The organism is Segniliparus rotundus DSM 44985 (genome assembly GCF_000092825.1).
GTDB lineage: Bacteria > Actinomycetota > Actinomycetes > Mycobacteriales > Mycobacteriaceae > Segniliparus > Segniliparus rotundus.
The window spans coordinates 1,523,844-1,549,384 of sequence record NC_014168.1 but is presented as its reverse complement, the minus strand read 5'-3'; the positions used below and the strand labels follow the sequence as shown (position 1 = coordinate 1,549,384).

General features: G+C 67.9%; 25 protein-coding genes, 1 tRNA gene and 1 pseudogene. 10 read left to right on the top strand and 17 right to left on the bottom strand.

Annotation, left to right across the window (positions count from 1 at the left end; genetic code table 11):
- Positions 1-3 precede the first annotated feature (3 nt).
- Genes argH through argF form a run of 4 tightly spaced genes read right to left on the bottom strand, consistent with a single transcriptional unit; the run spans position 4 to position 4,130 of the window.
- Positions 4-1,401, bottom strand: coding sequence for an argininosuccinate lyase (argH, locus tag SROT_RS07785; protein ID WP_013138469.1), 1,398 nt, complete (start codon positions 1,399-1,401; stop codon positions 4-6).
- Positions 1,398-2,657, bottom strand: coding sequence for an argininosuccinate synthase (locus tag SROT_RS07780; protein ID WP_013138468.1), 1,260 nt, complete (start codon positions 2,655-2,657; stop codon positions 1,398-1,400). The genes argH and SROT_RS07780 overlap by 4 nt, the downstream gene beginning before the upstream one ends.
- On the bottom strand, positions 2,657-3,169 hold the full coding sequence (gene argR, locus SROT_RS07775) for an arginine repressor (RefSeq protein ID WP_013138467.1): 513 nt from the start codon (positions 3,167-3,169) through the stop codon (positions 2,657-2,659). The genes SROT_RS07780 and argR overlap by 1 nt, the downstream gene beginning before the upstream one ends.
- A complete protein-coding gene (gene argF / locus SROT_RS07770) occupies positions 3,162-4,130 on the bottom strand; it encodes an ornithine carbamoyltransferase (protein WP_013138466.1) in 969 nt (322 codons plus the stop codon). The genes argR and argF overlap by 8 nt, the downstream gene beginning before the upstream one ends.
- A gap of 86 nt (positions 4,131-4,216) precedes the next feature.
- Between argF and SROT_RS07765 the strand changes: the two genes are divergently transcribed.
- Positions 4,217-4,918 carry a metal-dependent transcriptional regulator gene (locus SROT_RS07765; protein ID WP_013138465.1) on the top strand — a complete coding sequence of 234 codons (702 nt, stop codon included), beginning with the start codon at positions 4,217-4,219 and terminating at the stop codon, positions 4,916-4,918.
- A gap of 12 nt (positions 4,919-4,930) precedes the next feature.
- Here the strand turns inward: SROT_RS07765 and truB are convergent, their stop codons facing one another.
- From truB to SROT_RS07745, 4 genes are read right to left on the bottom strand one after another with little or no spacing between them, the layout of a single operon-like run.
- A complete protein-coding gene (gene truB, locus SROT_RS07760) occupies positions 4,931-5,845 on the bottom strand; it encodes a tRNA pseudouridine(55) synthase TruB (RefSeq protein WP_013138464.1) in 915 nt (304 codons plus the stop codon).
- Positions 5,835-6,512, bottom strand: a complete 678-nt coding sequence (locus SROT_RS07755) for a 4'-phosphopantetheinyl transferase family protein (protein ID WP_013138463.1) — start codon at positions 6,510-6,512, stop codon at positions 5,835-5,837. Before SROT_RS07755 ends, truB begins: the two co-directional genes overlap by 11 nt.
- Positions 6,512-7,432 carry a metallophosphoesterase family protein gene (locus SROT_RS07750; protein ID WP_013138462.1) on the bottom strand — a complete coding sequence of 307 codons (921 nt, stop codon included), beginning with the start codon at positions 7,430-7,432 and terminating at the stop codon, positions 6,512-6,514. The genes SROT_RS07755 and SROT_RS07750 overlap by 1 nt, the downstream gene beginning before the upstream one ends.
- A 22-nt stretch (positions 7,433-7,454) precedes the next feature.
- Entirely contained in the window at positions 7,455-8,297 is an 843-nt protein-coding gene (locus SROT_RS07745) for an isocitrate lyase/PEP mutase family protein (protein WP_013138461.1), read from the bottom strand.
- A gap of 322 nt (positions 8,298-8,619) precedes the next feature.
- Here SROT_RS07745 and SROT_RS07740 point away from each other — a divergent pair, with 322 nt between their 5' ends.
- Positions 8,620-8,859, top strand: coding sequence for a hypothetical protein (locus SROT_RS07740; protein WP_013138460.1), 240 nt, complete (start codon positions 8,620-8,622; stop codon positions 8,857-8,859).
- 585 nt (positions 8,860-9,444) lie between these two features.
- Here SROT_RS07740 and SROT_RS07730 read toward each other — a convergent pair.
- Both SROT_RS07730 and SROT_RS17485 read right to left on the bottom strand, forming a co-directional pair.
- The gene (locus SROT_RS07730; RefSeq protein WP_013138459.1) at positions 9,445-10,116 is read right to left on the bottom strand and encodes a nitroreductase family protein; all 672 of its coding nucleotides are present in this window, start codon (positions 10,114-10,116) and stop codon (positions 9,445-9,447) included.
- A gap of 226 nt (positions 10,117-10,342) precedes the next feature.
- Positions 10,343-12,118 (bottom strand): annotated as a pseudogene (locus SROT_RS17485) (glycosyltransferase family 39 protein); the annotation flags it as partial.
- Between the two features lie 344 nt (positions 12,119-12,462).
- On the opposite strand from SROT_RS17485, the gene SROT_RS07720 reads away from it, so the two are divergent.
- From SROT_RS07720 to xdhC, 3 genes are read left to right on the top strand one after another with little or no spacing between them, the layout of a single operon-like run.
- Complete coding sequence (locus tag SROT_RS07720) at positions 12,463-13,908, top strand: xanthine dehydrogenase small subunit (RefSeq protein ID WP_013138457.1); 1,446 nt, start codon at positions 12,463-12,465, stop codon at positions 13,906-13,908.
- The gene (xdhB, locus tag SROT_RS07715) at positions 13,905-16,253 is read left to right on the top strand and encodes a xanthine dehydrogenase molybdopterin binding subunit (protein ID WP_013138456.1); all 2,349 of its coding nucleotides are present in this window, start codon (positions 13,905-13,907) and stop codon (positions 16,251-16,253) included. The genes SROT_RS07720 and xdhB overlap by 4 nt, the downstream gene beginning before the upstream one ends.
- A complete protein-coding gene (gene xdhC / locus SROT_RS07710) occupies positions 16,246-17,115 on the top strand; it encodes a xanthine dehydrogenase accessory protein XdhC (protein WP_013138455.1) in 870 nt (289 codons plus the stop codon). The genes xdhB and xdhC overlap by 8 nt, the downstream gene beginning before the upstream one ends.
- A 78-nt stretch (positions 17,116-17,193) precedes the next feature.
- Here the strand turns inward: xdhC and SROT_RS07705 are convergent, their stop codons facing one another.
- Together SROT_RS07705 and SROT_RS07700 are read right to left on the bottom strand one after the other, a co-directional pair.
- Positions 17,194-17,940 carry an aspartate/glutamate racemase family protein gene (locus SROT_RS07705; RefSeq protein WP_013138454.1) on the bottom strand — a complete coding sequence of 249 codons (747 nt, stop codon included), beginning with the start codon at positions 17,938-17,940 and terminating at the stop codon, positions 17,194-17,196.
- A gap of 2 nt (positions 17,941-17,942) precedes the next feature.
- A tRNA-Leu gene (locus SROT_RS07700) sits at positions 17,943-18,023 on the bottom strand.
- 231 nt (positions 18,024-18,254) lie between these two features.
- Here SROT_RS07700 and SROT_RS07695 point away from each other — a divergent pair.
- Genes SROT_RS07695 through SROT_RS07685 form a run of 3 tightly spaced genes read left to right on the top strand, consistent with a single transcriptional unit; the run spans position 18,255 to position 19,749 of the window.
- Positions 18,255-18,605 carry an acetolactate synthase gene (locus SROT_RS07695; protein WP_148223563.1) on the top strand — a complete coding sequence of 117 codons (351 nt, stop codon included), beginning with the start codon at positions 18,255-18,257 and terminating at the stop codon, positions 18,603-18,605.
- Entirely contained in the window at positions 18,602-18,985 is a 384-nt protein-coding gene (locus tag SROT_RS07690; protein WP_013138452.1) for a DUF3817 domain-containing protein, read from the top strand. The genes SROT_RS07695 and SROT_RS07690 overlap by 4 nt, the downstream gene beginning before the upstream one ends.
- A 50-nt stretch (positions 18,986-19,035) precedes the next feature.
- Complete coding sequence (locus SROT_RS07685; RefSeq protein WP_013138451.1) at positions 19,036-19,749, top strand: LpqN/LpqT family lipoprotein; 714 nt, start codon at positions 19,036-19,038, stop codon at positions 19,747-19,749.
- Between the two features lie 37 nt (positions 19,750-19,786).
- Here SROT_RS07685 and SROT_RS07680 read toward each other — a convergent pair whose 3' ends face one another.
- From SROT_RS07680 to SROT_RS07660, 5 genes are all read right to left on the bottom strand, one after another.
- The gene (locus SROT_RS07680; RefSeq protein WP_013138450.1) at positions 19,787-20,410 is read right to left on the bottom strand and encodes a non-canonical purine NTP pyrophosphatase; all 624 of its coding nucleotides are present in this window, start codon (positions 20,408-20,410) and stop codon (positions 19,787-19,789) included.
- 2 nt (positions 20,411-20,412) lie between these two features.
- The gene (gene rph / locus SROT_RS07675) at positions 20,413-21,198 is read right to left on the bottom strand and encodes a ribonuclease PH (RefSeq protein ID WP_013138449.1); all 786 of its coding nucleotides are present in this window, start codon (positions 21,196-21,198) and stop codon (positions 20,413-20,415) included.
- Positions 21,199-21,322: 124 nt separating this feature from the next.
- The gene (locus SROT_RS07670) at positions 21,323-22,120 is read right to left on the bottom strand and encodes a cyclic nucleotide-degrading phosphodiesterase (RefSeq protein WP_013138448.1); all 798 of its coding nucleotides are present in this window, start codon (positions 22,118-22,120) and stop codon (positions 21,323-21,325) included.
- A gap of 21 nt (positions 22,121-22,141) precedes the next feature.
- A complete protein-coding gene (gene murI, locus SROT_RS07665) occupies positions 22,142-22,966 on the bottom strand; it encodes a glutamate racemase (protein ID WP_013138447.1) in 825 nt (274 codons plus the stop codon).
- Between the two features lie 49 nt (positions 22,967-23,015).
- Positions 23,016-24,065 (bottom strand): P1 family peptidase, encoded by a 1,050-nt coding sequence (locus SROT_RS07660; RefSeq protein WP_013138446.1) that lies wholly within the window; start codon positions 24,063-24,065, stop codon positions 23,016-23,018.
- A 196-nt stretch (positions 24,066-24,261) separates the two neighbouring features.
- On the opposite strand from SROT_RS07660, the gene SROT_RS07655 reads away from it, so the two are divergent.
- Both SROT_RS07655 and SROT_RS07650 read left to right on the top strand, forming a co-directional pair.
- Entirely contained in the window at positions 24,262-25,113 is an 852-nt protein-coding gene (locus SROT_RS07655) for a hypothetical protein (protein WP_013138445.1), read from the top strand.
- A 74-nt stretch (positions 25,114-25,187) separates the two neighbouring features.
- Positions 25,188-25,520 carry a hypothetical protein gene (locus SROT_RS07650; RefSeq protein ID WP_013138444.1) on the top strand — a complete coding sequence of 111 codons (333 nt, stop codon included), beginning with the start codon at positions 25,188-25,190 and terminating at the stop codon, positions 25,518-25,520.
- The last annotated feature ends 21 nt before the right edge of the window (positions 25,521-25,541 follow it).

Below are 25,541 nucleotides of genomic sequence, written 5' to 3'. Positions count from 1 at the left end.
CGTCTATCCCAGCGCCGCCACGCGCGCGGTGAGCCTCTGCAGCTGCGCCGCGACGGCTTCCGGCGCGGTGCCGCCCCGCACGTCGCGCGAGGCGACCGAGCCTCGCACGTCGAGCACTTCCCGCACCTGCGGCGTCAGCGCGGGGTGCGCCGAGGCGAGCTCCTCGTCGGTCAGCTCCGACAGGCTGGCGCCGCGCTCGTCCGCCGTGCGGACAGCGGCCCCGGCCGCCTCATGCGCGACGCGGAACGGCACCCCGGCCCGCACCAGCCACTCGGCCACATCTGTGGCGAGGGTGTGCCCGGCAGGCGCGAGCGACTCCATCCTCGCGAGGTCGAACTCCAGGGTCGCGACCATCCCGGCCAAGGCCGGCAGCACGAGTTCGAGCTGCGCCACGGAGTCCAGCAACGGCTCCTTGTCCTCTTGCAGATCCCGGTTGTACGCGAGGGGCTGGGCTTTGAGCGTCGCGAGCAGGCCGGTGAGATTGCCGATCAGCCTGCCCGCCTTGCCCCTGGCCAGCTCAGCGATGTCCGGGTTTTTCTTCTGCGGCATGATCGAGCTGCCGGTGGACCAGGAGTCGTGCAGCTTCGCGTAGCCGAACTCCGTGGTGGACCACAGAATCAGATCCTCGGCGAGACGGGAGAGGTCCACGCCCAACTGCGCGCAGACGAACGCGGCCTCCGCCGCGAAATCCCGCGCGCTGGTGGCGTCGATGGAGTTCTCCGGTGGCGCCAAGCCCAGCAGCTGCGCCATGCGCTCCGGCGGCAGGCCCAACGACGACCCGGCGAGCGCGCCGGAGCCGTAGCCGGAGACCTCCAGCCGCGGGCCGAGGTCGCGCAATCGCTCCACGTCCCGGACCAGCGGCTGCGCATGGGCGAGCAGGTGGTGCGCGAGAAGCACCGGCTGCGCGGCTTGCAGGTGCGTTTTGCCGGGGAGGACGGCGTCGGGGTGCGCGGCCGCCTGGCCGATGAGCGCCCGCACCAACGCGAGCGTCTCGGCCTTGATCCGCGCGAGCCCGTCGCGCAGCCACAACCGGAAAAGCGTCACGACCTGGTCGTTGCGCGAACGACCGGCGCGGAGCTTTCCGCCGAGTTCGGGCCCGGCGCGTTCGATGAGGCCGCGCTCAAGAGCCGAATGCACGTCCTCGTCGGACTCCTCCGGGCCGAACGCCCCCGAGGCGACGTCCGCCGCGAGGGAATCCAACGCTTGGCGCATTCTGACGAGCTCGTCCTCGGTGAGCAAGCCCGCCTCGTGCAGCACCACGGCGTGCGCCTTGGACCCCTGCACATCGTATGGCGCGAGCGCCCAGTCCCAGTCGGTGGACTTGGACAACCGGGTCAGCGCCGCAGAGGGGCCCGAGGCGAACCGCCCGCCCCACAAGGAGCCCTCGTTGGTGCCGCTCACTTGCCAGACAGCCCGTCGGCGCTTGCGGCAGAGCCCGGCCGCCGCCCGCCCAGCCCGGCCAGTCTCGACTCACGAACGGCGTCGATCTTCGCGGACAGGCCGTGCAGCGTGACGAAGCCCTTGGCGAGGGACTGGTCGAAGGTGTCGCCCTCGTCGTAGGTGGCGAGGTTGAAGTCGTAGAGCGAGGTGTCCGAGCGTCGTCCGGAAACAGTGATCGACCCGCCGTGCAGCGACAACCGGATCTCACCGGTGACATGGCGCTGCGTTTCGTCGATGTAGGCGTCGAGCGCGCGCTTGAGCGGGGAGAACCACAGCCCGTCGTAGACCAGCTCGGTCCAGGTGTCGCAGATGCGCTTCTTGTGCCGGGCCAGCTCGCGCTCCAAAGTCATGCCTTCCAGCTCTTGGTGCGCCGCGATGAGGACCATCGCGCCCGGAGCCTCGTAGACTTCGCGGCTCTTGATGCCGACGAGCCGGTCCTCGACGATGTCGATCCGGCCGACGCCTTGCGCCCCGGCGCGGCGGTTGAGCTCTTCGATGATCTGGCACACCGAGAGGCTGCGCCCGTCGATGGAGGTCGGTGTGCCCGAGGTGAAGCCGATGACAAGCTCGTCAGGCGAGTTCCAACCGACCTGGGGGTCTTGGGTGTAGTCGTAGACGTCCTTGGTCGGCCCGTTCCACGGGTCTTCGAGAAACCCGGTCTCCACTGCCCTGCCCCAGAGGTTCTGGTCGATGGAGAACGGCGATTTCTTCGAGGCCGCGATGGGGAGCTTGCGCTCCTCCGCGAAAGCGATGGCCTTTTCTCGCGTCCAGGCGTAGTCGCGGACCGGGGCGAGGACGGTGAGATCGGGGGCGAGGGCCGTGATGCCGCACTCGAAACGGACTTGGTCGTTGCCCTTGCCGGTGCAGCCGTGCGCGACGGTCGTGCCGCCGTGCTCGCGGGCGACCGCCACGAGATGCTTGGCGATGAGCGGGCGCGAGATCGCGGAGACGAGGGGGTAGCGGTCCATGTAGAGCGCGTTGGCGGCGACCACCGGCTGGCAGTACTGTTCGGCGAACTCGTCGCGGGCGTCGATGACGACCGCCTCGACCGCCCCGCAGTCGATGGCGCGCTGGCGGATGACGGAGAGGTCCTCGCCGCCTTGGCCGACGTCCACCGCCACCGCGACCACTTCGAAGCCGGTCTCTTGGCCGATCCAGCTGATCGCCACCGAAGTGTCGAGGCCGCCGGAATAGGCGAGGATCACGCGGTCGGTCATCAGAGCTTCTCCTTTTTGTCATGCGCCAACTGTTGGAAGACTTCTACCAGTTCCTCACCAGTGAACGGTCCTCGGGCTGCGACGAATATGGTGTCATCGCCAGCGATGGTGCCGGCGACCTGGGGCAAGGCGGCGCGGTCTATGGCGCTCGCCAAATATTGGGCAGCCCCGATGGGCACGCGCAGAACCGCGAGCGAGCCGGAGCTGTCCACTGCGACGAGCAGCTGCGCGAGCAGTCTCGTCAACGGCTCGATCCCGGCGGAGACCACGCCGGTGGAGCCGTTCTCGTCCAAAATGACGTAACGGCTCGTCCCGTCCACGGACTTCGCCTTCACCGCGCCGAGCTCTTCGAGGTCGCGCGAGAGCGTGGCCTGCGTGGCGCTCACTCCCGAGGCCGCGAGGATGGCCTGCAGCTCGCTCTGGCTGCGCACCACCCGTGTGGTGATGGCCTCGAAAATCCGCGCCTGGCGAGCCGAGCGGGTCGGCAGGATGCGCGACGGCTGGTCAGCCATCCGCCCTCCCTGTGTGCGGCAAGCCTGTCCCGGAATGTTCCAGCAGCCACACCAACAGCGCCTTTTGCGCGTGCAGCCGGTTCTCGGCCTCGTCCCACACGGCGGATTGCGCCCCGTCCAGCACATCTGAGGTGATCTCCTCCCCTCGGTGCGCGGGCAGGCAGTGCAGCACGATGGCGTCCGGCTTCGCATGGGCGAGCAGCTCTTTGTTGACCTGGTACGGGGCCATCAGCGAGGCGCGGTCGCGCTCGTCGGACTCCTGCCCCATCGAAACCCAGGCGTCGGTGACGACCACGTCCGCGCCGCTGACGGCTTCCACCGGGTCCACCACGACCTGTGCCCGCGCGCCGGTGCGTCCACCGCGTGTGATCGCGTCCGCGAAGATGCCTGGCTCCGGGTGGAAACCCTCCGGGGCGGCGATGACCACGTCGATCCCCGCCGTTGTCCCGGCGAGCAGGAAGGAATGCGCCATATTGTTCGCGCCGTCGCCGAGGAACACCAGGCGCAGGCCCTTGAGCGCGCCCTTGCGTTCGGAAATGGTGAGCAGATCGGCGAGGACCTGGCACGGGTGGAACACGTCGTCGAGCGCATTGACCACGGGCACCGAGGCATGGGCGGCCAACTCGTCGAGGCGTTCGTGGCCGTGGGTGCGCCAGATCACCGCAGAGGTGTAGCGGGACATGACCCGCGCCGAATCGGGGACTGACTCGCGCACCCCGAGCTGGACAGAGTTGCCGTCCACCACGATCGGGTGGCCGCCGAGCTGGCTGATCGCCAACTCGAAGGAGAACCGGGTGCGGATGGACGGCTTCTCGAACACCACGCCGACCGAGCGCGGCCCCTCCAGGGTCCGTTTTGCGAAGGGATTTTTCTTCAGGTGGGCCGCCAGCGCGATGACATCCGCCTGTTCGGACGGAGAGAGGTCGTCGTCGCGCAAGAAATGCCGAAGGGAGCCAGTCATGCGAGTAATAATACGATATATTGCATTTTTATTCAAAATTTTTTCAGGGGGTCGCCTCAACGCTCGTTTCCGCATAAGCTGTCAGCATGCCGAAATCCTCGCCTGAGGCTGGCGCCGGGCAGCTCTCCCCTGTCACACAAGACTATTTGAAAGTGCTGTGGAACCTCGGCGAATGGTCCGAAGCCCCGGTCACCACGAAACTGCTCGCGGAAAAGCTCGGCGTGTCCGCCTCGACCGCGTCCGAAGGCGTGCGCAAACTTGTGGACCAAGGCCTCGTCGAGCATGAGCGCTACGGCTCGGTGTCGCTCACGCAGGATGGCCGCGCCGCAGCGGTCAGCGTGGTCCGCCGACACCGGCTCATCGAAACTTTCCTGGTCGAAGAGCTGCACTACGGCTGGGACGAGGTCCACGACGAAGCGGAAATCCTCGAGCACGCGATCTCCGACCGGTTCGTGGAACGCCTCGACGCGAAGCTCGGCCGTCCCGCCAGAGACCCGCACGGCGATCCGATCCCCCGCCAAGACGGCTCCGTGCCCGCGCAGGACGCGAGCAAGCTCGCCGACGCGCCCGAGGGGACAGACGCGCTGATCGCCCGGATCAGCGACCACGACCCCGAGATGCTCCGCTACTTCGAGTCGGTCGGCCTCGCGCTCGACGCCCAGGTCTCGGTGCTGCGCCGCCGCGACTTCGCGGGGACCATCACCATCAGATTGGACGATCAAGGGAGCAACGCCATCGAACTGGGCAAACCTGCCGCTGAGGCGGTGTGGATCGTCCCCAAGGGGTGACGCGGGCCTGGCTCAGCCGCCCGCAGGTTGGAACACCGCGGTCGGGCACGCCTTGCCGTCGCGCTCTTCGAGAAGCGCCACGAGAGAGCCTTCCGGGCTGAACCCGGCGTACTCGCCTGCCACGCCTGCGGCGGGGATCTTCTTCCCGTGGCCCAAATCTCGCGTCTGGTCCGCGGAAAGGTCCCGCGCGGCGAACGCCGCCCGGGCCGCCTCGTCCAAGGTCATGCTGCACGAGGGGTCCGCTTCCAACGACGCGAGACAACGTGCCTGCGTGATCGTGAACGGCCCGGACGCGACCCGGCGCAAACGGCTCAGATGCCCCCCGACGCCCAGTCCCGCTCCGAGGTCCCGCGCCAGCGATCGGATATACGTGCCTGCCGTGCAATCCACCTCGACGTCGAGATCCCACAGCTCGGCCCCGTCCGCGCCGATGAGCTTGCGCTCGGCCACCAGCTCGAACCGCCGCACGACGACCTGCCGCGCCTTCAGCTCCAACGCCGCCCCCGCCCGCGCAGCGGCGTGCGCGCGGACCCCGCCGACCTTGATCGCCGAAACAGCGGGCGGCACCTGTGAGATCTCCCCGGTCAGCGCTGCGATCCCCGCCATGATCGCATCCAATGCGACCCCTGCGGCCGAAGCGCGCCGCACAACCTCCCCGTCCGCGTCGTCGCTGGCGGTTTGTTCCCCCAGCCGGATCGTCCCGTGATAGCGCTTCTCGTCCGCGGTGAGCCTGCCGAGCAGCCGGGTGGCCTTGCCAAGCCCCAGCACGAGCACGCCCGTGGCCATCGGGTCGAGCGTCCCCGCGTGCCCCACCTTGCGGGTGCGGAAAAAACGCCGGGCCTTCGCGACCATGTCGTGGCTGGTCATGCCCTGGGGTTTGTCGACGATGACGAGTCCGTGCGGGTCCTGGCTGTGTTCACCAGGCATGGGCGATTCCCGTGACGATGAAGCCGTCCTCAACAACCCATTTCCCGTCGAAGGACGCAAGCGGCGGCCCTTTGAGGGTTTGGCCCGGAACAAGCAATTGGGCATGGAATGTGCCGCCCCGGCCCTGTCCGCGCGCAGGAGCCTCGGCGAAGGAAATCCTGGCGTCCTCAAAACCGAGCCAGCGCTCGGTGAGCGGGAACCACGCCTTGTAGGTGGCCTCTTTCGCGCAGAAGAGCAACCGGTCCCAATGCAGACCGCTGTCGCTCTGCGCGTCGAGCCAGGCTTGCTCCTCCGCCAGCGCGACTTGGCCGAGCACCCCTTCCGGCAACGGCAGGTGGGGCTCCGCGTCCACCCCGATGCTGCGCATGACGAGCGAATGCGCGACAGCGGCCCCTCGGAAACCCGTCGTGTGGGTCAAGGCCCCGACGATCCCCTTCGGCCACAGCGGCTCGCGCTTGGGGCCGCGCAGGATCGGCTGCTCGGGCACATTGAGCTTCGCGAGCGCCTCGCGCGCGCACCGCCGCGCGGTGACGAACTCGGCCCTTCGTTTCGGCGCCGCTTGGGCGATCAACGGCTCCTCGCCGGGGTACGGGGTCAGATCCGGCGCGTCCTCGCGCGTTTCCACACTGGCGACGTGCGGCGCAAGCACCTTCGACAGCAGTCCCATCACTGTCCCTCGAGATGTGTCTTGACGGCCGCGACCATTTCCGGCGTCACCGGGAAGCGGGCTCCGCCCAACCCGACGGTCTCCTCGCTGAGCTCGGGGTCGGGCCAAATCTGGCGCAAAAGCGGGTGCGGCAGGCCTCGGCGCTGCCACTCCCGGGGGTAGCCGACCGACACCTCTTCAAAGCGAACCCCGTCGTACCAGGTGGTGCGCGGGATGTGCAGGTGCCCGTAGACAACGGCGGCCGCGTTGTACTTCAGATGCCAGTCGGCGGTGGCTGTTGTGCCGCACCAGAGGCTGAATTCGCGCGGGTGCAGCACGCGCGTCGGCTCGCGCACCAATGGCCAATGGTTGACGAGGATCTTCTGTTCGCCTGGGTCGAGCGCGTCGAGCCGCTTGGCGGCCTTTTCGACCAGGGCGCGGCACCACGAGTCCCTTGTCGGGTACGGCTCGGCGGAGAGCAGGTACTCGTCGGTGGCGACCACGTTCTTGGACCGGGCGTACGCGAGCGCCTGGGCCTTGTCCGTGGTGCCTTTCGGCAAGAATGTGTAGTCGTAGAGCAGGAACAACGGCACGATCCGAACGGGGCCGCCTTCGCCCTCCCAAAGCGGGTAGACGTCCTCGGGGGTGAGCACGTCGATCTCCCGGCACTGCGAGACGTAGTACTCGTACCTGGGCTGGCCGAACATCTGGACCGGATCGGTCGACGTGGTGTACAGCTCGTGGTTGCCCGGGGTCCAGATGACTTTCGCGAAACGCTTGCGCAGAAGCTCCAAAGCCCAACGGACGTCGTGGACCTTCTCCGAAACGTCGCCCGCGACGATCAGCCAGTCCTGCGGATCTTCCGGGCGGATCGACTCCGTGACCGGACGGTTGCCCCGGTGGCCGACGTGCAAATCGCTCACGGCCCAGAGTTTCGGCATTCGGCCATGATACCGGAGCGTGCTACAAGGCGAGGTAATCCTTGGTGCCGATGATCGCCTCGCGCTCTTTGAACGAGACCATCTCGTCCCGCAAGGAGGAGCTGTCGCCGTCCCGTTTGATGGCCTCGAGCGTCCTGCGGCAGGCGGTGATCGTCGCGCGCTGCAGGTCGGAGGGAATAATCACCAACCGGTAGCCGAGCTCGCGGAGTTTCTCCTTCGGCACCATCGGCGTTTTTCCGCCGAAGAACATGTTGATGAGCTTGGGCTGCGGAATGAGCTTGGCGATCTCCTCGATCTGCTCCACGCTCTCGGGCGCCTCGACGAAGATGCAGTCCGCGCCCGCGTCGAGATACGCGTGGGCGCGGTCGATCGCCGCGTTGAAGCTCTCCGACGCGATCGCGTCAGTCCGGGCGATGACGACGAAATCCGGGTCGGTCTGTGCTGCTTTCACAGCCCGGACCTTGTGCGCCATCTCCTCCACCGGCACCAAGGTCTTGTCGTCGAGATGCCCGCAGCGCTTCGGGAAGGTCTGGTCCTCGATGTGCAGGCCGGCGACGCCGATCTGCTCGTACGTTTTGACCATGCGGCTCGCGTTGATCTGGTTGCCGAAGCCGGTGTCCCCGTCCGCGATGATCGGCACCGTGGTCACCGAGGCCATGTGCTCGTAGCGGGTGACCACCTCGGAGAAGCTCAAAATGCCCAGATCCGGGAATCCGGCGCTGCGCGAGATCGCTCCGCCCGAGCCGTAGATGAGGTCGAACCCGGCTTCTTCGACCAGCCGCGCAGTCAGGCCGTCAAAAGCTCCGGGGGCGATATGGATGTCGTCGCCGTCGATCATGGCGCGCAGCCTGCTTGTCACCGACATCGGCCTGTTCTCCTTCTGCGTCTCGGGTGGGCTGTCTCGGATCTTTCGTGTTCTGGTGCTCCCGAACACTCAAGCACGCCAGGACGACCCCGCCCGCGGGCGCCCTCGTCTCCAGGCTTGGGCAACTCTCATTCCAGCATTTTTGTGCCCTAGCACACAGTGCTGCGGACCGGAACTCTCCGTGACCAATTCGTTATCAAAAAAGATCGGGGAATCGGGAATGAATCCCGTCAAAAATCGTTGGATGATATTAGCTATAGCCGCTACCATCGCAAAGAAATCCGCCCGAGCACGAGCCCGAGGCAACGAAAAGGAGAAGATCATGCGCCCGACACTGAAGAACATCGCAATCATCGCCCCACTGGCCTTGATCGGCCTCGGCGCGACTATCGCAAGCGACGCGTCCGCCGCGGCAGCACACGAGTCGATCGGCGTCGTCCTGCAATCGGACGACAGCCACGGGCACAACGGGCCGAACCCGTACGAGCAGCAGCGCGCCCAAGAGAAGAACCGTCAGGAACAACAGAACCAGGACATCCACATTCACATCCCCAGCGTGTGATCCTCGAGGGCACGCCAAAGAAACGACAGAACGTCATGGGGTGTGCGCTCCCGGCTGAGCCGGGAGCGCACACCCCATGATGTTCTCTGCCGCCCCCTGTTCAACGAGCAATCCGGTCAGCGAGCAATCTCCGCCTTGGCGTCGAATCCGAACACAAGCGCGGTGCCCGGCATCGCGAAAGAAACCAGCGGCCGCAGCCCCCGCGAAGAGCCGAGCGGCCCCGCCGCCGCGAAATCCCAGGAAGCTTTGGGAAGACGGACCCCGGTGACCGCGAAATGCCGGGAAAGGAACTCCGCGCCCCCCAACGCTGGCGTAAGAGATGGAGCCGACTGTCACGACGGCGCGACCGCCGACACGCAATGGCCGCCAACCTGTCGGACGCGCCTGCGCGAAGACGCTCGGCAAACGATCGTCCTGCACGAGAAAGACCGAGACGATCCCCGACGCGCCCAAGTGCCAGGGCGCGGGCGGGAAACGTGTCTGCGAGTCCTCCGGAGACTCGGACGAAACCGGAGCCGTCATCGCTGTCACCTCAAGCATTCTTGCGCGCTGTGACATAGAGCGCACCGGCGCCCGGCAGGCGGCTCAGGCGAGCGTGGCGCCCCAGCTGTCCCAGTGCGTGATGGCCTCCACCGGTTTCGCCCGCTGGGCAGGCTTGAAGTCCGTGCCAATGGTGTACGCGACCGGGAGGAGCGCCACCTGCACGAAGTCGTCCGGTATGCCGAGGATCTGCCGGGTCTGCGCCTCGTGGAGCAGGTGCAGTGTGGTCCACGCGCTGCCCAGCCCGCGCGAGCGCAGCGCGAGCAAAAAGCTCCAGGCCGCCGGAATGATCGAGCCATAGAAACCCGCGAGCGCGCCATCCGGCATATCACGCACCGGCACATCAGCCTTGATGGTCGGAATCACAAAGAGCGGCGCGCGCTGCAAGTTCTCGGCCAGGTACTGCGCGCTGCCGACAACTCTGCCCTGCTGGCCCGGGATCTCATCGGGCTTGGCGTTGCCCGCGTACGAGGCCCATGCCGTGCGGTACAGCTCGGCGATGGCGTTTTTCTTCGCCTGGTCCTCGACCACGACCCATTGCCACCCCTGGGCGTTCGAGCCTGTCGGCGCTTGCACCGCGAGGCGGAGCGCCTCGAGCACGATTTCTTTCGGCACGGGACGGTCGAAGTCCAAACGCTTTCGCACCGAGCGAGTGGTGGACAGCACCCAGTCGATGGGCCCGGTGTCCGGGAGATCAGATGAGTCGGATCGTGTCATGCCACCACTCTAGCCAGGCTCAGCCCTGCGCGGGCCGAGCGAGGTCGTAGACGGTGAAGTCCCCGAACGTCTGCGGCGCGCAGTGGGCTTTGACCCAGTCCTCAACCTGTTCGGGGAGCGCAGGACCGTCGTCGCCCCAAGGCCGCGGCTGCGGCGGACGCCCTTGAGGTGCGGCCGCGCCAGGCTGGGCAGGGGGTTTTGGATCACGCTGCGGCGGAGCGATGTAGTAGCGGACCTCGCCCGCTTTGACGTACTGGACGAACTGGTCGAGCGTGATCGGCGAATCCCCGCCGGCGAAACCGCCGAGCGCCATCACAGCGACATTGTCCTCGATGATAAAGGGGTTCGCGACGAACGAGGAAGGGACCGCCGCCGCCCACCGCGTCCCGGCCGAGCGCAGCAGGGCGTGCAACTCGGGAGGAACCTGCGCGAATTTGGGCGCGCCCCGGCCGCCAAAATGCCCGAGCGAGCCGTCTGCCCAATTGGGTCCGGGCAACGGCATACCCCCAAACTTCGGCACCAGGACGTTCTCCACTGCGACCGCGGCGGATCCCCCGAGGGACACCACCATCGCCGCCGCCGCGAGCGCGGTCTGCGCGCGAAGCGTGATGCCGCGCTCGGCGCCCGTTTCCCTCCCGCCGCGGACACTGGCGTGCTCGCTTTCGCGGAAGGAGCGAGTTGTCACCATGGCCGCCGACACCAGGATCGAGCCCGCGAGCAGCGCCCAACGCAGCGCCGGCAGCCAATCAGCGTGCCTGCCCAGGAGCGACCACGCGGTCACACCGGAGGCAAGGACCAGCGCCGCCGCTCCCCACCGGCCCAAGGGTTCAGCGCGCCGCTGCCACATGAGCCAGCCGCCGACGCCCACGACCGCCGCGATGGGCGCCGCGAGGACGAAAACGTAGTAGGGGTGGAACGCGGCCTGCATGTAGGTGAGGACCAAGTAGTTCGAAACCAGCCAACCGCCCCAAAGGACCAGCGCGAGCCACACCGGATTCGACCTGGCCCTCGTCCGTCCGCACGCGAGGAAGCCCAAGACCAGCGCGAGCAGGGCGGCGGGGATGAGCCACGCGATATGCAGCCCCTGCGTGTCCTCGAACACCCGCCATAGGCTCGGCGGCCCGGCGAACCCGGGCCCGGCGAGCCAGGGCCCGGCCCGGCCCGGCCCGTGCCCGCCGCCGAGGAGACGGTCGAAACCATTGCCGCCGAGGGCGAGCTCGAACTCGCTGTTGTGCTTCGAGCCGCCGACGTAGGGCTTGTCAGCGGTCGGGGTGAGCGCCACCGCCAGGAACCACCAGCCTGAGCTGGCCACCACAGCCGCCGCGGCCACGAGCAGGTGCCCGACGCGGCGTTTCAGGTCGAATTTCTCGGCGAGCAGATACACCAGGCCGAGCGCAGGCAGCGCCATCAGCCCTTGGAAAGTCTTGGCGAGGAAAGCAAAACCGATCCCGGCCCCGGCGAGCGCCAACCAGCCGACCGCTGCTTTCTGCCGCTGCGCGAGCAGGGCTCGGGTGGTTCCCCACGCGCCCACCAGCAAACCGAAGACCATCGCCGCGTCCGGGTTGTTGTCGCGGAACATGATGGTGACGATCGGGGTCAGCGCGAAGACGGCGAGAGCCAAAAGACCAGCGGCGTGGCTTGCGAGCCTGCGGACGCAGTCGTAGAGCAGCCAGCCGCTCGCCACGCCCAAAAGCGCTTGGGGGACGAGCATGCTTGCGCTGGAAAACCCGAACACTCGCGCGGAAAGGCCCATGAGCCACAGGCCGCCCGCGGGCTTGTCCACGGTGATGTAGTTCTGCGGGTCGAAGCTGCCGAAGAACCATGCCTCCCAGCTTTGCCCCGCAGACGTCACCGCCGACGCGTAGAAGTCGTTGGACATGCCGTTGATCGTGATGTTCCAGAGCTCGATGACGGCGAACAACGCCAGGAGCGCCGCGAGCTGCAATCCTTCGCGGTGCCGCTGCCCCCATGTTCGTATTGCCGCCGACCTGTCGTTTGCCATGCTTTGAGTCAACGCGAACAAGCTGTGAGAACACTTGGAAACGACTGTGGGGTCTCGGCGCAGCCCGCTGGAATTCGGGCCGAACGGCGATCCTGACCTCGAATCGGACCCGGGTTTCACCATGAACGCGAAAGATTTCCTCGAACTCGCAGACCAATTGGGCCTATAAAACAAAAATCCAGGAACAGAAACTTTCTGGAAACAGCCAAGGCGTAGCGTGCAAGGATGACTGCTCAGCCCGCGCGTGGCCAAGCGACAGCGCCGCCTCCCCGCCGCCGCGGGCGCCGCCCCGCCGCGCCTGCGGTGGATACACTGTCAGACGTGAGCAGAAAGGCGGTGCGCGGTTGAGCCACCCTCAGGTCACGGTCAATGGGAAGAGCGTGCCGATTCCCGCCGAGGACATTCACACGACCGCGCTGGACTTCGTCCGGTCGCGAGGATGGACCGGGGCGAAAGAGGGGTGCGCGGAAGGCGAGTGCGGCGCGTGCGCCGTCCTTGTCGCAAAGCCGGGGCTCGCCGCGCCGACCGAATGGACAGCGGTCAACGCGTGCCTGGTCCCCGTCGCCACGCTCGACGGCCAGGAGATCCTCACCGCCGAGGGCCTCGGCTCCCCCGCCGCGCTGCATCCCGTGCAATACGAGATGGCTGTGCGGGGCGGGTCGCAATGCGGCTATTGCACTCCGGGTTTCATCTGCAGCATGGCTGCGGAGTTCTACCGGCCGGACCGGGGCAAAGCCAGCGAAGCCGGGACGCACGAGCCTGGGGAGGTCGGGCCGAACGGCTTTGATCTGCACGCGCTCAGCGGCAATCTTTGCCGCTGCACCGGCTACCGGCCGATCCGCGACGCCGCGTTCGCCGTCGGCGACCCAGACCCGAACGACCCGCTGGCCAAGCGCGGCGGGGCGGCGGCTCCGCCTGCGAAAAAAACTGACTTCCAGCACGGCGGCTGCTCCTTCGTGCGGCCCGCCAGCCTGCACGAGGCGTTGCGCCTTGTGCGCGAAGACCCGTCCGCGACCATCGTCGCAGGCTCCACTGATCTGGGTGTCGAGGTGAATATCCGAGGCAAACGCCCCGAGCGGGTCATCGCCGTTGACCGCCTGCCGGAACTTCGCCGGTTCGCCGTCGAAGCGGACGCCGTCGAGATCGGGGCCGCGATCCCCCTCACGGAGGTCGAACGCCGACTCGGCGGCCTCGTCCCGCTCCTCGGGCAGATGCTCCCGCAATTCGCCTCGCGCCTGATCCGCAACAGCGCGACGCTCGGCGGGAACCTCGGCACCGGCTCGCCCATCGGCGACAGCGCGCCAGCCCTGCTCGCGCTCGGAGCCGAGCTCGTCCTCGTGGACGCGGACGGCGAACGCGTGGTCGCGCTCAGCGACTATTTCACCGGTTACCGCCAGAGCGTGCGGCGGCCGGACGAACTCATCCGCGCCGTGCGGGTCCCTTTGCCGCTCGCCTCGGTCACCGGGTTCCACAAAATCGCCAAACGACGCTTCGACGACATCTCCTCAGTCGCGGCGGCATTCGCCTTCGACGTCGAGGACGGCGTGGTGCGCACAGCCCGGATCGGCCTCGGCGGCGTCGCGGCGACCCCGATCCGGGCGCTTCGAGCCGAAGCGGCCCTCGAAGGCAAGCCCTGGTCGCTGGAGACCGCCCAGCACGCCGCGCACGTGTTGCGCGAAGAAGGAACACCGCTGGACGATCATCGCGCAAGCGCCCGGTACCGAGCGGCGATGCTGGAGCAAACCCTGCTCAAGCAGTACGCGGCGACGACTCGGGAGGCCGTCGCGTGAGCGCCTTGTCGCATCGCCCGCCAAGCGCGGCCGTGGGGGCCCCGATCCCGCACGAAAGCGCGGCCCTGCATGTCACCGGTTCCGCGCTGTACACGGACGACTTGGCCACCCGCACCAAAGACGTGCTGCACGCCTACCCCGTGCAGACCGCCCACGCGCACGCGCGCATCCTCGCCGTCCGAACCGAGCGCGCGCTCGCGCAACCTGGCGTCGTGCGGGTGCTCACCGCCGCAGACGTGCCCGGAGTCAACGACGCGGGCGTCAAGCACGACGAACCGCTCTTCCCGAGCGAGGAGATCATGTACTACGGGCACGCGGTCTGCTGGGTGCTCGGCGAAACCCTGGAGGCCGCCCGCCTCGGCGCGCTGGCGGTCGAAGTCGAGGCACAGCCGCTGCCCGCTCTCGTGACCGTCGCCGAAGCGGTCGCCGCCGACAGCTTCCAAGGCGCGCAGCCGACCGTGCGACGAGGCGACCCCGCATCGGGCTTCGCCGCGTCGGCGCATGTTTTCGAGGGCGAGTTCGAATTCTCGGGCCAAGAGCACTTCTATTTGGAGACGAACGCCGCCCTCGCCCTCTTGGACGAAAACGGCCAGGTCTTCGTCCAATCCAGCACGCAGCACCCCTCCGAGACCCAGGAGATCGTCGCCCATGTCTTGGGTTTGCGCAACCACGAGGTCACCGTCCAATGCCTTCGCATGGGCGGCGGCTTCGGGGGCAAAGAGATGCAGCCGCACGGCTACGCGGCCATCGCCGCGCTCGGGGCGACGCTCACCGGCAGGCCGGTGCGCTTGCGGCTGAACCGGACCCAAGACATGACGATGACCGGCAAACGCCACGGCTTCCATTCGAGCTGGCGGGCCGGCTTCGACGAGGAAGGCCGCTTGCAGGCCCTTGAGGCCGACCTCACCGCGGACGGCGGTTGGAGCCTCGATCTTTCCCAGCCGGTGCTGGCGCGGGCGCTCTGCCACATCGACAACGCCTACTGGATACCCAACGCGCTTCTTCGGGGGCGGATCGCCAAGACGAACAAAGCCTCCAACACGGCGTTCCGGGGGTTCGGCGGCCCGCAAGGCATGCTCGTGATCGAGGACATCCTTGGCCGTTGCGCGCCGCTGTTGGGCCTGGACCCCGCCGAACTGCGCAGACGCAACTTCTACACCGAAGGCCAAAGCACGCCGTACGGGCAGCCGGTGCGCCACCCCGAGCGCATCGCCCGAGTGTGGGACCAAGTCCTTGAAAGCGGCAACGTCGCCGACCGGCAACGGGAGATCGCCGTGTTCAACGCCGCCAACGAGCACGTCAAACGAGCTATCGGCATGACGCCGGTGAAATTCGGGATCTCCTTCAACCTCACCGCCTTCAACCAGGCGGGCGCGCTGGTGCTCATTTACAAAGACGGCTCGGTCCTCATCAACCACGGCGGCACCGAGATGGGGCAAGGCCTGCACACGAAGATGCTCCAGGTCGCGGCCACGACGCTGGGCGTGCCGCTGGACTGGGTCCGGTTGGCCCCGACTCGGACCGACAAGGTGCCCAACACGTCGGCGACCGCCGCGAGCTCCGGCGCGGACCTGAACGGGGCTGCGGTCAAAAACGCCTGCGAGCAACTGCGCGAACGCTTGCTCCAGGTGGCTGCGACGCAGCTCGGCGTGCACCCGCACGACGTGCGAATCGACCAGGGCTGCGCCCGCGCGCTCGGCTCGGCGGCGGAGGGCATCGCGTGGCCCGAGCTGACGAGGGCGGCGTATTCGCAGCGAGTCCAGCTCTCCGCCACCGGGTTCTACCGCACCGAAGGACTGCATTGGGACGCCAAAACCATGCAAGGCTCCCCGTTCAAGTACTTCGCCTATGGGGCGGCCGCCACGGAAGTCGAAGTGGACGGGTTCACCGGCGCGTACCGGATCCGCAGGGTCGATATCGCGCACGACGTGGGCGACAGCCTTTCACCGCTGATCGATCTCGGGCAGATCGAGGGCGGGTTCGTCCAAGGCGCCGGTTGGCTGACCTTGGAGGATTTGCGTTGGGACAGCGGCAACGGGCCAGCACGGGGCAAGCTCACGACCCAAGCCGCGAGCACATATAAATTGCCGAGCTTCTCGGAGATGCCCGAAGCGTTCCATGTGGCCTTGCTGGAGAACGCGGCCGAGGACGGCGCCGTCTACGGCTCGAAAGCGGTCGGCGAACCGCCCCTCATGCTGGCCTTCTCCGTCCGAGAGGCGCTGCGCTGCGCTGTCGGCGCGTTCGCCCACGGACCTGTCTCGGTGCGCCTCGCCTCCCCTGCGACGCCAGAGGCGGTGTTCTGGGCCCTGCAGGCTGTTCGAACCCCTGAGCTCAGCCATGTCTGACAGCTCGTGGATCGGCGCTGCGGCGCTGCTGCGGGATCGGCGCGAGCCCGGCGTGCTCGTCACCTTGGCCAAGGTGCGCGGACACGCTCCTCGGCTCGCCGGGGCGAAAATGGTGGTCTCCGCGGACCGGCTGTGGGGTTCCATCGGCGGCGGCAGCCTCGAGGCGGCGATGGTCGAACGAGCGCGCGCGCTCATCGGCATGGCCGAGGCGCAGCCGGAGCTCGTTGAGTTCTCGCTGAGCGACCGCGCGGTCGGCGACCACGGCGTGCAATGCTGTGGCGGCGCAGCAACCGTGCTCGTGGAGCCGCTCGCCGTGCCGCCCGCTGTGGCGGTCTTCGGCTTCGGGCACGTCGGCTTCGAGCTCGCCCGGATCCTCGCACGCCACGACCTGGATCTGCATGTGATCGACAGCCGGGCCGAACAGCTCGACCGAAAACGTCTCGCCGTGCTCGACGACGCGCTGGCCCGGATCCACGCGCACCACGCCCCGATCCTGCCGGAAACTGTCCTCGACCAGCTGCCCGACGACTGCCATATCCTCATCATGACGCACGACCACGCCGAAGACGCGGCGTTGTGCGACGCGGTCCTGCGCCGGGACCGGTTTTCCTCGGTCGGATTGATCGGCTCCAGCGCGAAATGGGCGAGATTCCGCAAATTGCTCGTCGAGGAGGGCGGCCACACCGAGGCGAGCATCAGCCGCATCACCACGCCGGTCGGCCTCGCCGACATCACCGGCAAGGAGCCCGCCACCATTGCGCTGAGCATCGCCGCCGACCTCGTGCGCGTCTTCGAACGGCGGACTGCGGCCGCTTTGCCGCCGCGGGGGGCGACGCGCGGGATCACGGCACAACATCAGTGAGCCCGGCATCCGCCAGCCTCGCGCGCTGGCGCCGCGCACCAGGGCGTCCACGGCGGGGAAAGCCTCACGCGGCCAATGTCAGCGCTGCCTCGGCTGCCCGCCGGGAGTCGGACTGATCGGCCAACCCGGCCTGCGCTTTTCGCGCGGTCGAGCGTAACTGCCGTGTTTGCTCGTCGTGAGCCCCAGATCCACAAGGGACTCGGCGAGTTTGACCGCGGCGGCGACGCCGTCCACAACGGGAACATCCACCTGCTGCGCGAGCGCCGAGGCGAGCCTTGTCATCCCAGCGCATCCCAGCACAAGCACCTCCGCCCCTCGGTCGAGCACAGCCCGCGAGGCGGCCACGACCGCTGCCGCCGCACTGTCCTCTTCCAGCTCCAGCACGCCGAGCTCCGCCGCGACGACGCCAGCGCAGCGCTCAAACAGTCCCGCGAGGCGCAAACTGTCTTCGATCTGGCCCACTGCCCTGCTCAACGTGGTCACCACCCCGTAGGAGCGCCCGAGCAGCATCGCGAACTGGGCGGCGGCTTCGGTGATATCGATGACCGGCACGTCGAGCAGCTCGCGCGCGCCCTCTCGGCCGTGCTCGCCGAAGCCCGCCATGACCAGCGCGTCAAACGGGAAATCCAGCGTGTGCAACCGGTCCAGGACCGCCGCAGCCGTCACAAAACTGTCGTAGTTCCCCTCCGCGGACTCCGGCCCCCACGACGGGCGCAGGGCGCTGATGCGGGTTCCTTCGCGTGCAGCGGCGCGCGCGTGCGCGCCAATGGCCTCGGTCATCGGCTCGGAGGTATTGCAGTTCATCACCACGATATGCGTCGTCATAGTGCGCGAGGAGGGACTCGAACCCTCACGTCGAAGACACCAGAACCTAAATCTGGCGCGTCTGCCAGTTTCGCCACTCACGCGTGCCTTCCTAGGCTAACGCACTCCGGCCGCGAACCGCCCGCCCGACTGGTTGGCCCTGCCCCGCTGCGCGCATATCCTGCGGGGCAGGGCCAACCAGTCGGGGCAGGCCAACCCAGTAGAGTGGAGCTGTGTCCCAGCCCGATGAACAGCAGCAGGCGCAGCGCGCCGGGCTGGGATCGGCATTTCTCGAGCCCCGCCGCCAACGCGGCGGCCACCACCCCGCCCTGCTGATGCTCACGTTCCTCGCGTGCTGCGTCTGCCTGCTGCTCGGCCTCTGGCAATGGCGGCGATTCCACGAGTCCGGCGGCACATTCCAGAACCTTGGCTACGCCCTGCAATGGCCGCTCTTCGCAGTGTTCACGGTCTACAGCTACCTTCGTTTCTTCGGCTTGGTGCGGCAAAGCCGCGAAGGCCGCGACGTGTCCGCCGTGCCGCGCGAGTCCTCCGCCATGCCGCCGCTGCCGGAGCCTGCCCCGTCCAACCAGGCCGCCGACCGAACGCATCCAGGGTTGGCCGCCTACAACGCTCTGCTCGCAGAGCTCGCCGAACACACAGCACCAGCCGAGAGGAACAGCCGATGACCGAGCCCCCGCCGTCGCGTCGATTCACCCCAGCCCAGATACTGGCCGCTTTGCGGCGGTTCCAGGTGATGGCCTGGGCGACGGGCGTGTGGTTGCTCGTGCTCACCGCAGAGGTCGCCTACCACTACCTCGTCATCCCGCACTTCGGCGGTGTGCGTCCCAGCTGGGCGAAGTACATCGGCGTGGCCCACGGCTGGTTCTACTTCATCTATCTCATCACGGCGCTCGACCTGTCGCTCAAAGCGCGGTTCCAGCCGAAACGAACGCTCGTCACCTTGATCGCGGGGACCGTGCCGTTCCTTTCCTTCATCATCGAGCGCAAACGGACCCGCGAAGTCCGATCCTCGATCGCCGGCGCGCACGCCGAGACAGCTCTGTGACCATGGGATCTGCGCGCGCGCGGCGTTCTTCTTCGCCCACAGTCGGCGCAATGAGGCTGAAGCTGGCCGCGCTGCTGCTGTGTCTCGGCGTATGTGTGACCGCCGCCTGCACGCAAACCGTCCGGGGCAGGGCGTCGCTGCCGGAGGACAACATCGATTTGGCGCATGATCCGCAAATCACGAATATCGGCGTGGACACACCGGTGGCGGAACCGGGCGCGTCAGACAGCTCGCACGACTCGGCTTCCGATGCGACGGGGACGGGCCTGAACGACTACCTGAAACAACACGGCGTCTCCGCCTATCCTTCCGGCGCAGGGCAAGGCCTGACGGTCACGTTGCGCCCGCCGAGCGATTGGCAGCAGGAGAAACCGGACGGCCCCGAACAGCAAGTTGCTGTGTCGCTGCCCGCAGGCGACGACGGCCTTGCCGCCCTCATGCACATCGACGTGTACAAATTGTCCGCGAATCCGCCAATTGCGGACCTGGTGGCCGCCGCCAACGCCGACATCGACGCGGCGGGCAAGGTCCAAGGGACGACGGACACGCCCTACCAGGGCAACCCCTCCATCGCCGGCATCGTGGCCGTCACGACGAAACAGGGCAACCGCGTCGTGGAGGTCCTTCGCTACACCTTCGTCCACGACGACTCGTCGTCCACGACGTACATCGTCCACAGCGTCATCGTGTGCGCCCAAAGCAACTGGGGCTCAATGCGCGGCGACCTGCTCGCGCTCGACAGCAGCGCGCGGCTGGGCGACTGACCGACGCACGGCCTGACACCAGCACGCGCCAACTCGGTCAGCGCAACGCGGCGAGATGCGGCAGCATTTTGGCGAGCGCCGCCCCCCTGTGGCTGAGCGCGTCTTTTTCCTCAGGCTCCAACTGGGCCGCAGTGCGGCCCTGCGCGTCGTCGGGCAGGAAAACCGGGTCGTAGCCGAACCCCCCGGCGCCAGAAGCCGCTACGGCGACAGAGCCCGCCCATTCTCCCCGGGTGAGGATTTCCGCGCCTGATCGCCCGTCTGCGCTGCCCGCAACGACAAGGGCGCACACCGAGACGAACCTCGCCCGCCGCTGCGGCGGGGCGAAATCCCGCATCTGCTCTAACAGCAGATGCCGGTTCGCCTCGTCGCCCGCCCGCGAACCCGCCCATCTCGCGGACAGCACGCCGGGCATGCCCGAAAGCGCGTCAACGGCGAACCCTGAGTCGTCGGCGAGCGTCGGCAACCCCGTCGCGACGGCTCCCGCGCGGGCCTTGATGAGGGCGTTCTCCTCAAAGCTCGTCCCGGTCTCCGCGGGCAGCTCGTAGTCGGCGGCTTCGTCCAGGCCCAGCACGGCAAGTCCGTCGACTCCGGCCCTCACGAGGATGCGTCGGAGTTCGGCGAGCTTTTTCGCGTTCGCGGACGCGAGGAGCAGCTCCGCCACGGCTACGCGCCGAAGCCTTTCTTCTTGCCGCTGGACGGCGGATCGGGCAACGTGCCGGGGTACGGCAGCGCGAGCGCCTCCTGTTGCGCGGCCACAAGCCGCTCAATGCCGGAAAAAGCGAGGTCCAGCAGCTTGTCGAGCGTTTTGCGGTGAAAAGTCGCGCCTTCGGCGGTGCCCTGCACTTCGACCAAGGCCCCGGTGTCGGTCGCGACGACGTTCATGTCCACCTCTGCGCGCGCGTCCTCCTCGTACGGCAGGTCCAGGCGCACCCGACCGTCCACAACGCCGACCGAGACCGCGGCGATGCCGCACGAGATCGGCTGCGGATCGGCGAGGCGTCCGCTGGCGGCGAGCCACGTCACCGCGTCGGAGAGCGCGACAAATGCTCCGGTGATGGCCGCGGTCCGGGTGCCGCCGTCCGCCTGCAGCACATCGCAGTCCACCGAAATAGTGTTCTCGCCCAAGGCGGCCAAGTCGATGCACGCGCGCAGCGAGCGGCCGATCAGTCTGCTGATCTCTTGGGTGCGGCCGCCCAGTTTGCCCTTCACGGACTCCCGGTCGTTGCGGGTGGCGGTGGCGGCGGGCAGCATCGCGTACTCCGCCGTGAGCCAGCCTTCCCCCGTGCCCTTGCGCCAGCGCGGCACCCCCTCGGTGACGCTGGCCGCGCAGAACACCCTGGTCTGCCCGAATTCCACCAGCACCGATCCAGGCGGGTTGCTGGTGAACCCTCGGGTGATCTTCACAGGGCGCATTTCATCGTCGTGACGGCCGTCGAGGCGTGTGGTCATGCTTCCACCCTATCGGGCAGCGCTTCAGAAACCGCCGTCTGCCCTCTGATCCGACGGGCCGGCGCTCCCGACGGGCAAGACCCTGGGCTCGCGGCGGGCGGGCACGCGGCGATCCGGGGGGCGCTCAGCGCCCCGGACGGCGCACCGAGCTGCCGCTTTTGACCACTTCAAAGATGTCGGAGGCGTTCGCCAACCGAACCGGGCCGTTGAACGCGGCGCGCGCTTCTGCGAGCACGTCTTCCCGAGAAGTCCATGGCGGAACGTGCGTGATGAGCAGTTCCGCCGCGCCAGCGCGGCGCGCGACCTCGCCGGCTTCCGTGCCAGAGAGGTGCACCCCCAGCGGCCGGTTCCCAGGATCATGAGTCCACGAAGCCTCGCAGAGGAACAGGTCTGCCCCTCGGGCCAGCTCTTCCACCGCGTCGCAGAGGCCCGTGTCGCCGCTGTAGGCCAGCACCGCCCCGGAAGAGTCCTCGATCCGAAAGCCATAGGACTGCGGCGGGTGGAAGACCTCGAAAGGCGTCACCGAGAGCTCCCCGAACCGCACCGGCTCACGCTCCACCCACGAACGCACCTCCAACGTGTCGGAGAGGTCGTCGCACTCCCCGCCGATTTCTGCCGAGGCGACGCCCAGGCGCAGCGCCGCGTCGGGCGGCCCGTAGAGCAAAGCCCGCTCCACAGCGGGATCGGGGCCGTAGCGCCGCCACACAAGCAGACCGGGTATGTCCAGGCAGTGGTCGGCGTGCAAATGCGACAGCAGCACCGTCACATCGTTCGGATTGGCGTGGCGCTGCAACGCGCCCAAAACACCGCCGCCGAAGTCGACAGCAAGCGGCGGAGCGTCCGGAGCGGTCACCAAATAGCCCGAGGCTGGCGAGTCCGGACCCGTGACACTGCCGGAGCATCCGAGAACGGTGAGACGCACGCGACTATCTTCCCATGTTTCTCAGACCGCCGCTCGCCGGGTCCAGCGCGAGTGCGGCAAAAGCCGGGAACCGAGCAGGCCGCCGGCCCATTGGAGCAGTTGCTCGGACGCTCCGGTCTGCGTCACCAGCACCGAAGCCGGGCCCTGCGCCGCAGGGCGGGCGGTCCCTTCGGCGGCGAGAATCCGCGCGATGTCTTTGGCCGTCTCCTCCGACGGCGACACGAGGCGCACGTCCGGGCCCATGACAGCGCCGATCAAGTCCGCCAACAACGGGTAGTGCGTGCAGCCGAGCACCAGCACGTCCACGTCCGCCGCTGTGAGCGGCGCGAGGTATTCGAGCGCCAACGCCTCAAGCTCCGGTCCTGAAACGACGCCTTGCTCGATGAAGTCCACGAATCGCGGGCACGGCGCGGACACGACGCTCGTGTGCGGGGCCACCGCCGCGAACGAGTCTTCGTAGGCGCGCGAGGCGATGGTGATCCGGGTGCCGATCACCCCGATGCGTCCGGACCGGGTGGCAGCCAAGGCGCTGCGCACAGCGGGCAGCACCACTTCCACCACTGGGACCGGGTAGCGCTCCCTGGCGTCGGCCAGGCATGCCACCGAAGCCGAGTTGCAGGCGATGACGAGCATTTTGACGCCTTCGTCGACCAAGGAGTCGAGCACGGCCAACGCGTGCCTGCGGACTTGGGCGACGGACTGAGGCCCATACGGTTGGTGGGCCGAGTCCGCGACGTAGCGCATTGCTTCGTGCGGCAGCAGATCGGCGACGGCGCGCGCGACGGTGAGGCCGCCGACTCCGGAGTCAAAGACTCCGATAGGAGCTTCGGGGTTCGGGCGGCGCATGGATGCCAAGATTAGCAGAAACGCTCGGCAGGATACGGGAAATCGCTGTTCACAAAGAATTTTTCGGATCAATGAGGTCGCGATACGAGGGGTATCCGCCGAGCGGGGAAGCGGAGACGACGGCGTCCACGATCGCCCGTTCCACGCAGTGCGCCGCCGCCTCGCACAGCTCGCCGAGCCCGGCCAGCTCCACGAGCCGGTCGAAAGCCTGCGGCCCTTTTCCCGTCGAGAGCGCGAAAATCGCATCGCCGTCGAAGGGCCCATGCGCCGGACGCACCGCGCGGGCCAGTCCGTCCTGCGCCGCGCCCGCCAGACGCAGACACGCGTCTCGGGAGAGCGCCATATCGGTGGCCACCACCCCGATCGTCGTGTTGAAGCCGATCAAGCCCTCCTCGGCGTTGGCCCGCGCCCGCTCGGCGAGCAACGCCAACGCCTCCCCTGTCAACACGGGGAACCTGCGCTTGGCCAACGGGAACGCCAATTCGCCCCAGAGGCTGCCGGTGTGCGGGTCGTACACCGAGCCCGAGGAGTTCACCGCGACGAGCGCCCCGACCTTGGCCCCCTGCGCAAGGCCGGAGGACACGACGGCGCTGGCCGTGCCGATCCCGCCTTTGAGCTGCCCGGCGGTCGCGCCCGCCCCAGCGCCGACCACGCCGGTGGCGAACTCCGCGTTTGCCGACTGCGCCGCGCGATAGCCGAAATCCGCGTCCGGCCGGGCCGACCAAGACCCGAGCGGCAAGTCGAAAAGCACAGCGGCGGGGACGATCGGCACCACGCCGCCCCAACCAGGGGCGCTGACGCCGTGGCCGCGCTCTTCCAACCACCGCATCGTCCCGTCCGCGGCGGCAAGCCCGTAGGCGCTGCCGCCAGAGAGCACAACCGCATGTGCTTGGGTCACCGACTTGCCCGGTGAGAGCGCGTCTGTCTCGCGTGTCCCGGTCGCGCCGCCGCGCGCGTCCACAGCCGCCACCGCGCCGTCGGGCACGAGCACCGCCGTGGTCCCTGTGGCCCAACCGGAGGCGAGGTCGACGCGGTGGCAGTGGCCCACGAGCACACCCGCGACATCGGTGATTCGGTCGTGCTCGGCGCTGTGCGGCATACGCCGAGCCTAGTGCGGTCTCGATCGCCGCAGCCGCGTCAGTGTCCTGGAACGATGGCGGATGCGATGCAAGGCAGCTGGAACCGGCGCGGGCGGAGGCGGCTGTCGCGACGTACGCTGCCAGTGTATGCCGCACCTGGAATGGGGTTGCGTATGATCTTTGCCATGGACGAGCCGGAGCACGCGGGGAACACCGATGGCCCCTGAGCAACCCGAGGCCCGCGAGCCGTTGGGCTTCGAGGAGCGCCGACGGGTGCTCGCTGAGGTTGTCCCGGCCATTGTCGGGGAGGGTGTGTCTCCGTGCGGGAGGGTGCGGGCGTATGTGGGGCATGAGTGCGAGCTGCTGCGGTTGGAGTGGGACTGGGAGCGGCTGAAGGAGCAGCTGGCGGGCAAACGGGGGTCTATGAACGAGCTTGTCGGGGCGCAAGAGCTCGCGCAGTTGGTCGAGTACGCGGTCATCGTCGCCGTCAACGACCGCCAGGTGAAGGTCACCGACGCGTTCCACTTGCCCGCGCCGACACGGGCCGCTCTTGCGGAGGGCTATCGGGACGAGTACTGGTCCCTCCCGGAGCATCTGCGCCCGGACAGCGAGGACGAGTACGTGCGCGAGCGCCTCGCCGCGCACGGCCCCAAACCGGACCCCCAAGGGCAGGCAGAGGCGGACATCGCCGCGTCACGCGAGCGGTTCGGCGCGGTTGTGGCCGAGCTGGAGTCCGACCCGGGGAAAATCCGCGCCTCCGAACCCGGTGTCGTCCTTCCCGCTGGCGTCGCGGAGGCGAAGGAGGACGCGGCGCGTTTCGTGGAGCGCCTCTCGCAGCTCGATCCGCAAAAAGCGCGGTTCGAGGGCAAGGACGACGAGCACGCCCCGTCGGTGATCGTTGTGGCCACGTTCCAGAGCCCTTTCGGCTTGTGGCTGCACCCGGATGTGTTCTCCCGTGTCGGCTCCAAGCTCGACAAGGCGATCATCAAATGCGCGGCGGGGGCAAAAGCCAAACTGGCCGCCTCGATCAGGGTTGCTGGGGAAGAATCCGACGACTTCAAACCCTAGCGGTCGCGAACTTCGTGCGGTATACTCCAGCATAGTGTGAGTCGGCCCGTTTGGGGCCGGGGAAGGGAGCTGTGGTGACTGGGCAGACGAGTTTCAACGCGGACCGGTCGGCGGCCGCGGAGTCGAAAATCGCGGCGGCGGTCGAGAAGATCAACGACACCACGGCGAAGATGCGGGCCCTCTCGGAGCGCTTCCAGGCCGCAGCCGGGTCTGACCAGAAGAATGGGAACCTCAAAGCCCAATCCCAATCCGAGCAGCAGAACAAGCAGCGCAAGGGCGACTCAACGGTTCAGGCCGCTGAGAAGGACCAGCAGACCGCCGCTGAAGCGCGCGGCGCCTACCTCGGAAACGACAGCGACAACGCCGCCTCCATCAACAGCACCAACCTCGGCGGCAACGCGCCCTAGCACGCGAAGAGGATCGCCCGC

Coding starts and splice junctions, on each gene's coding strand:
- SROT_RS07780 (WP_013138468.1), bottom strand. CDS start 2,657: ATGACCGACCGCGTGATCCTCGCCTATTCCGGCGGCCTCGACACTTCG.
- argR (WP_013138467.1), bottom strand. CDS start 3,169: ATGGCTGACCAGCCGTCGCGCATCCTGCCGACCCGCTCGGCTCGCCAG.
- argF (WP_013138466.1), bottom strand. CDS start 4,130: ATGACTGGCTCCCTTCGGCATTTCTTGCGCGACGACGACCTCTCTCCG.
- SROT_RS07765 (WP_013138465.1), top strand. CDS start 4,217: ATGCCGAAATCCTCGCCTGAGGCTGGCGCCGGGCAGCTCTCCCCTGTC.
- truB (WP_013138464.1), bottom strand. CDS start 5,845: ATGCCTGGTGAACACAGCCAGGACCCGCACGGACTCGTCATCGTCGAC.
- SROT_RS07755 (WP_013138463.1), bottom strand. CDS start 6,512: ATGGGACTGCTGTCGAAGGTGCTTGCGCCGCACGTCGCCAGTGTGGAA.
- SROT_RS07750 (WP_013138462.1), bottom strand. CDS start 7,432: ATGCCGAAACTCTGGGCCGTGAGCGATTTGCACGTCGGCCACCGGGGC.
- SROT_RS07745 (WP_013138461.1), bottom strand. CDS start 8,297: ATGTCGGTGACAAGCAGGCTGCGCGCCATGATCGACGGCGACGACATC.
- SROT_RS07740 (WP_013138460.1), top strand. CDS start 8,620: ATGCGCCCGACACTGAAGAACATCGCAATCATCGCCCCACTGGCCTTG.
- SROT_RS07730 (WP_013138459.1), bottom strand. CDS start 10,116: ATGACACGATCCGACTCATCTGATCTCCCGGACACCGGGCCCATCGAC.
- xdhC (WP_013138455.1), top strand. CDS start 16,246: ATGTCTGACAGCTCGTGGATCGGCGCTGCGGCGCTGCTGCGGGATCGG.
- SROT_RS07705 (WP_013138454.1), bottom strand. CDS start 17,940: ATGACGACGCATATCGTGGTGATGAACTGCAATACCTCCGAGCCGATG.
- SROT_RS07695 (WP_148223563.1), top strand. CDS start 18,255: ATGCTCACGTTCCTCGCGTGCTGCGTCTGCCTGCTGCTCGGCCTCTGG.
- SROT_RS07690 (WP_013138452.1), top strand. CDS start 18,602: ATGACCGAGCCCCCGCCGTCGCGTCGATTCACCCCAGCCCAGATACTG.
- SROT_RS07685 (WP_013138451.1), top strand. CDS start 19,036: ATGAGGCTGAAGCTGGCCGCGCTGCTGCTGTGTCTCGGCGTATGTGTG.
- rph (WP_013138449.1), bottom strand. CDS start 21,198: ATGACCACACGCCTCGACGGCCGTCACGACGATGAAATGCGCCCTGTG.
- murI (WP_013138447.1), bottom strand. CDS start 22,966: ATGCGCCGCCCGAACCCCGAAGCTCCTATCGGAGTCTTTGACTCCGGA.
- SROT_RS07660 (WP_013138446.1), bottom strand. CDS start 24,065: ATGCCGCACAGCGCCGAGCACGACCGAATCACCGATGTCGCGGGTGTG.
- SROT_RS07655 (WP_013138445.1), top strand. CDS start 24,262: ATGGCCCCTGAGCAACCCGAGGCCCGCGAGCCGTTGGGCTTCGAGGAG.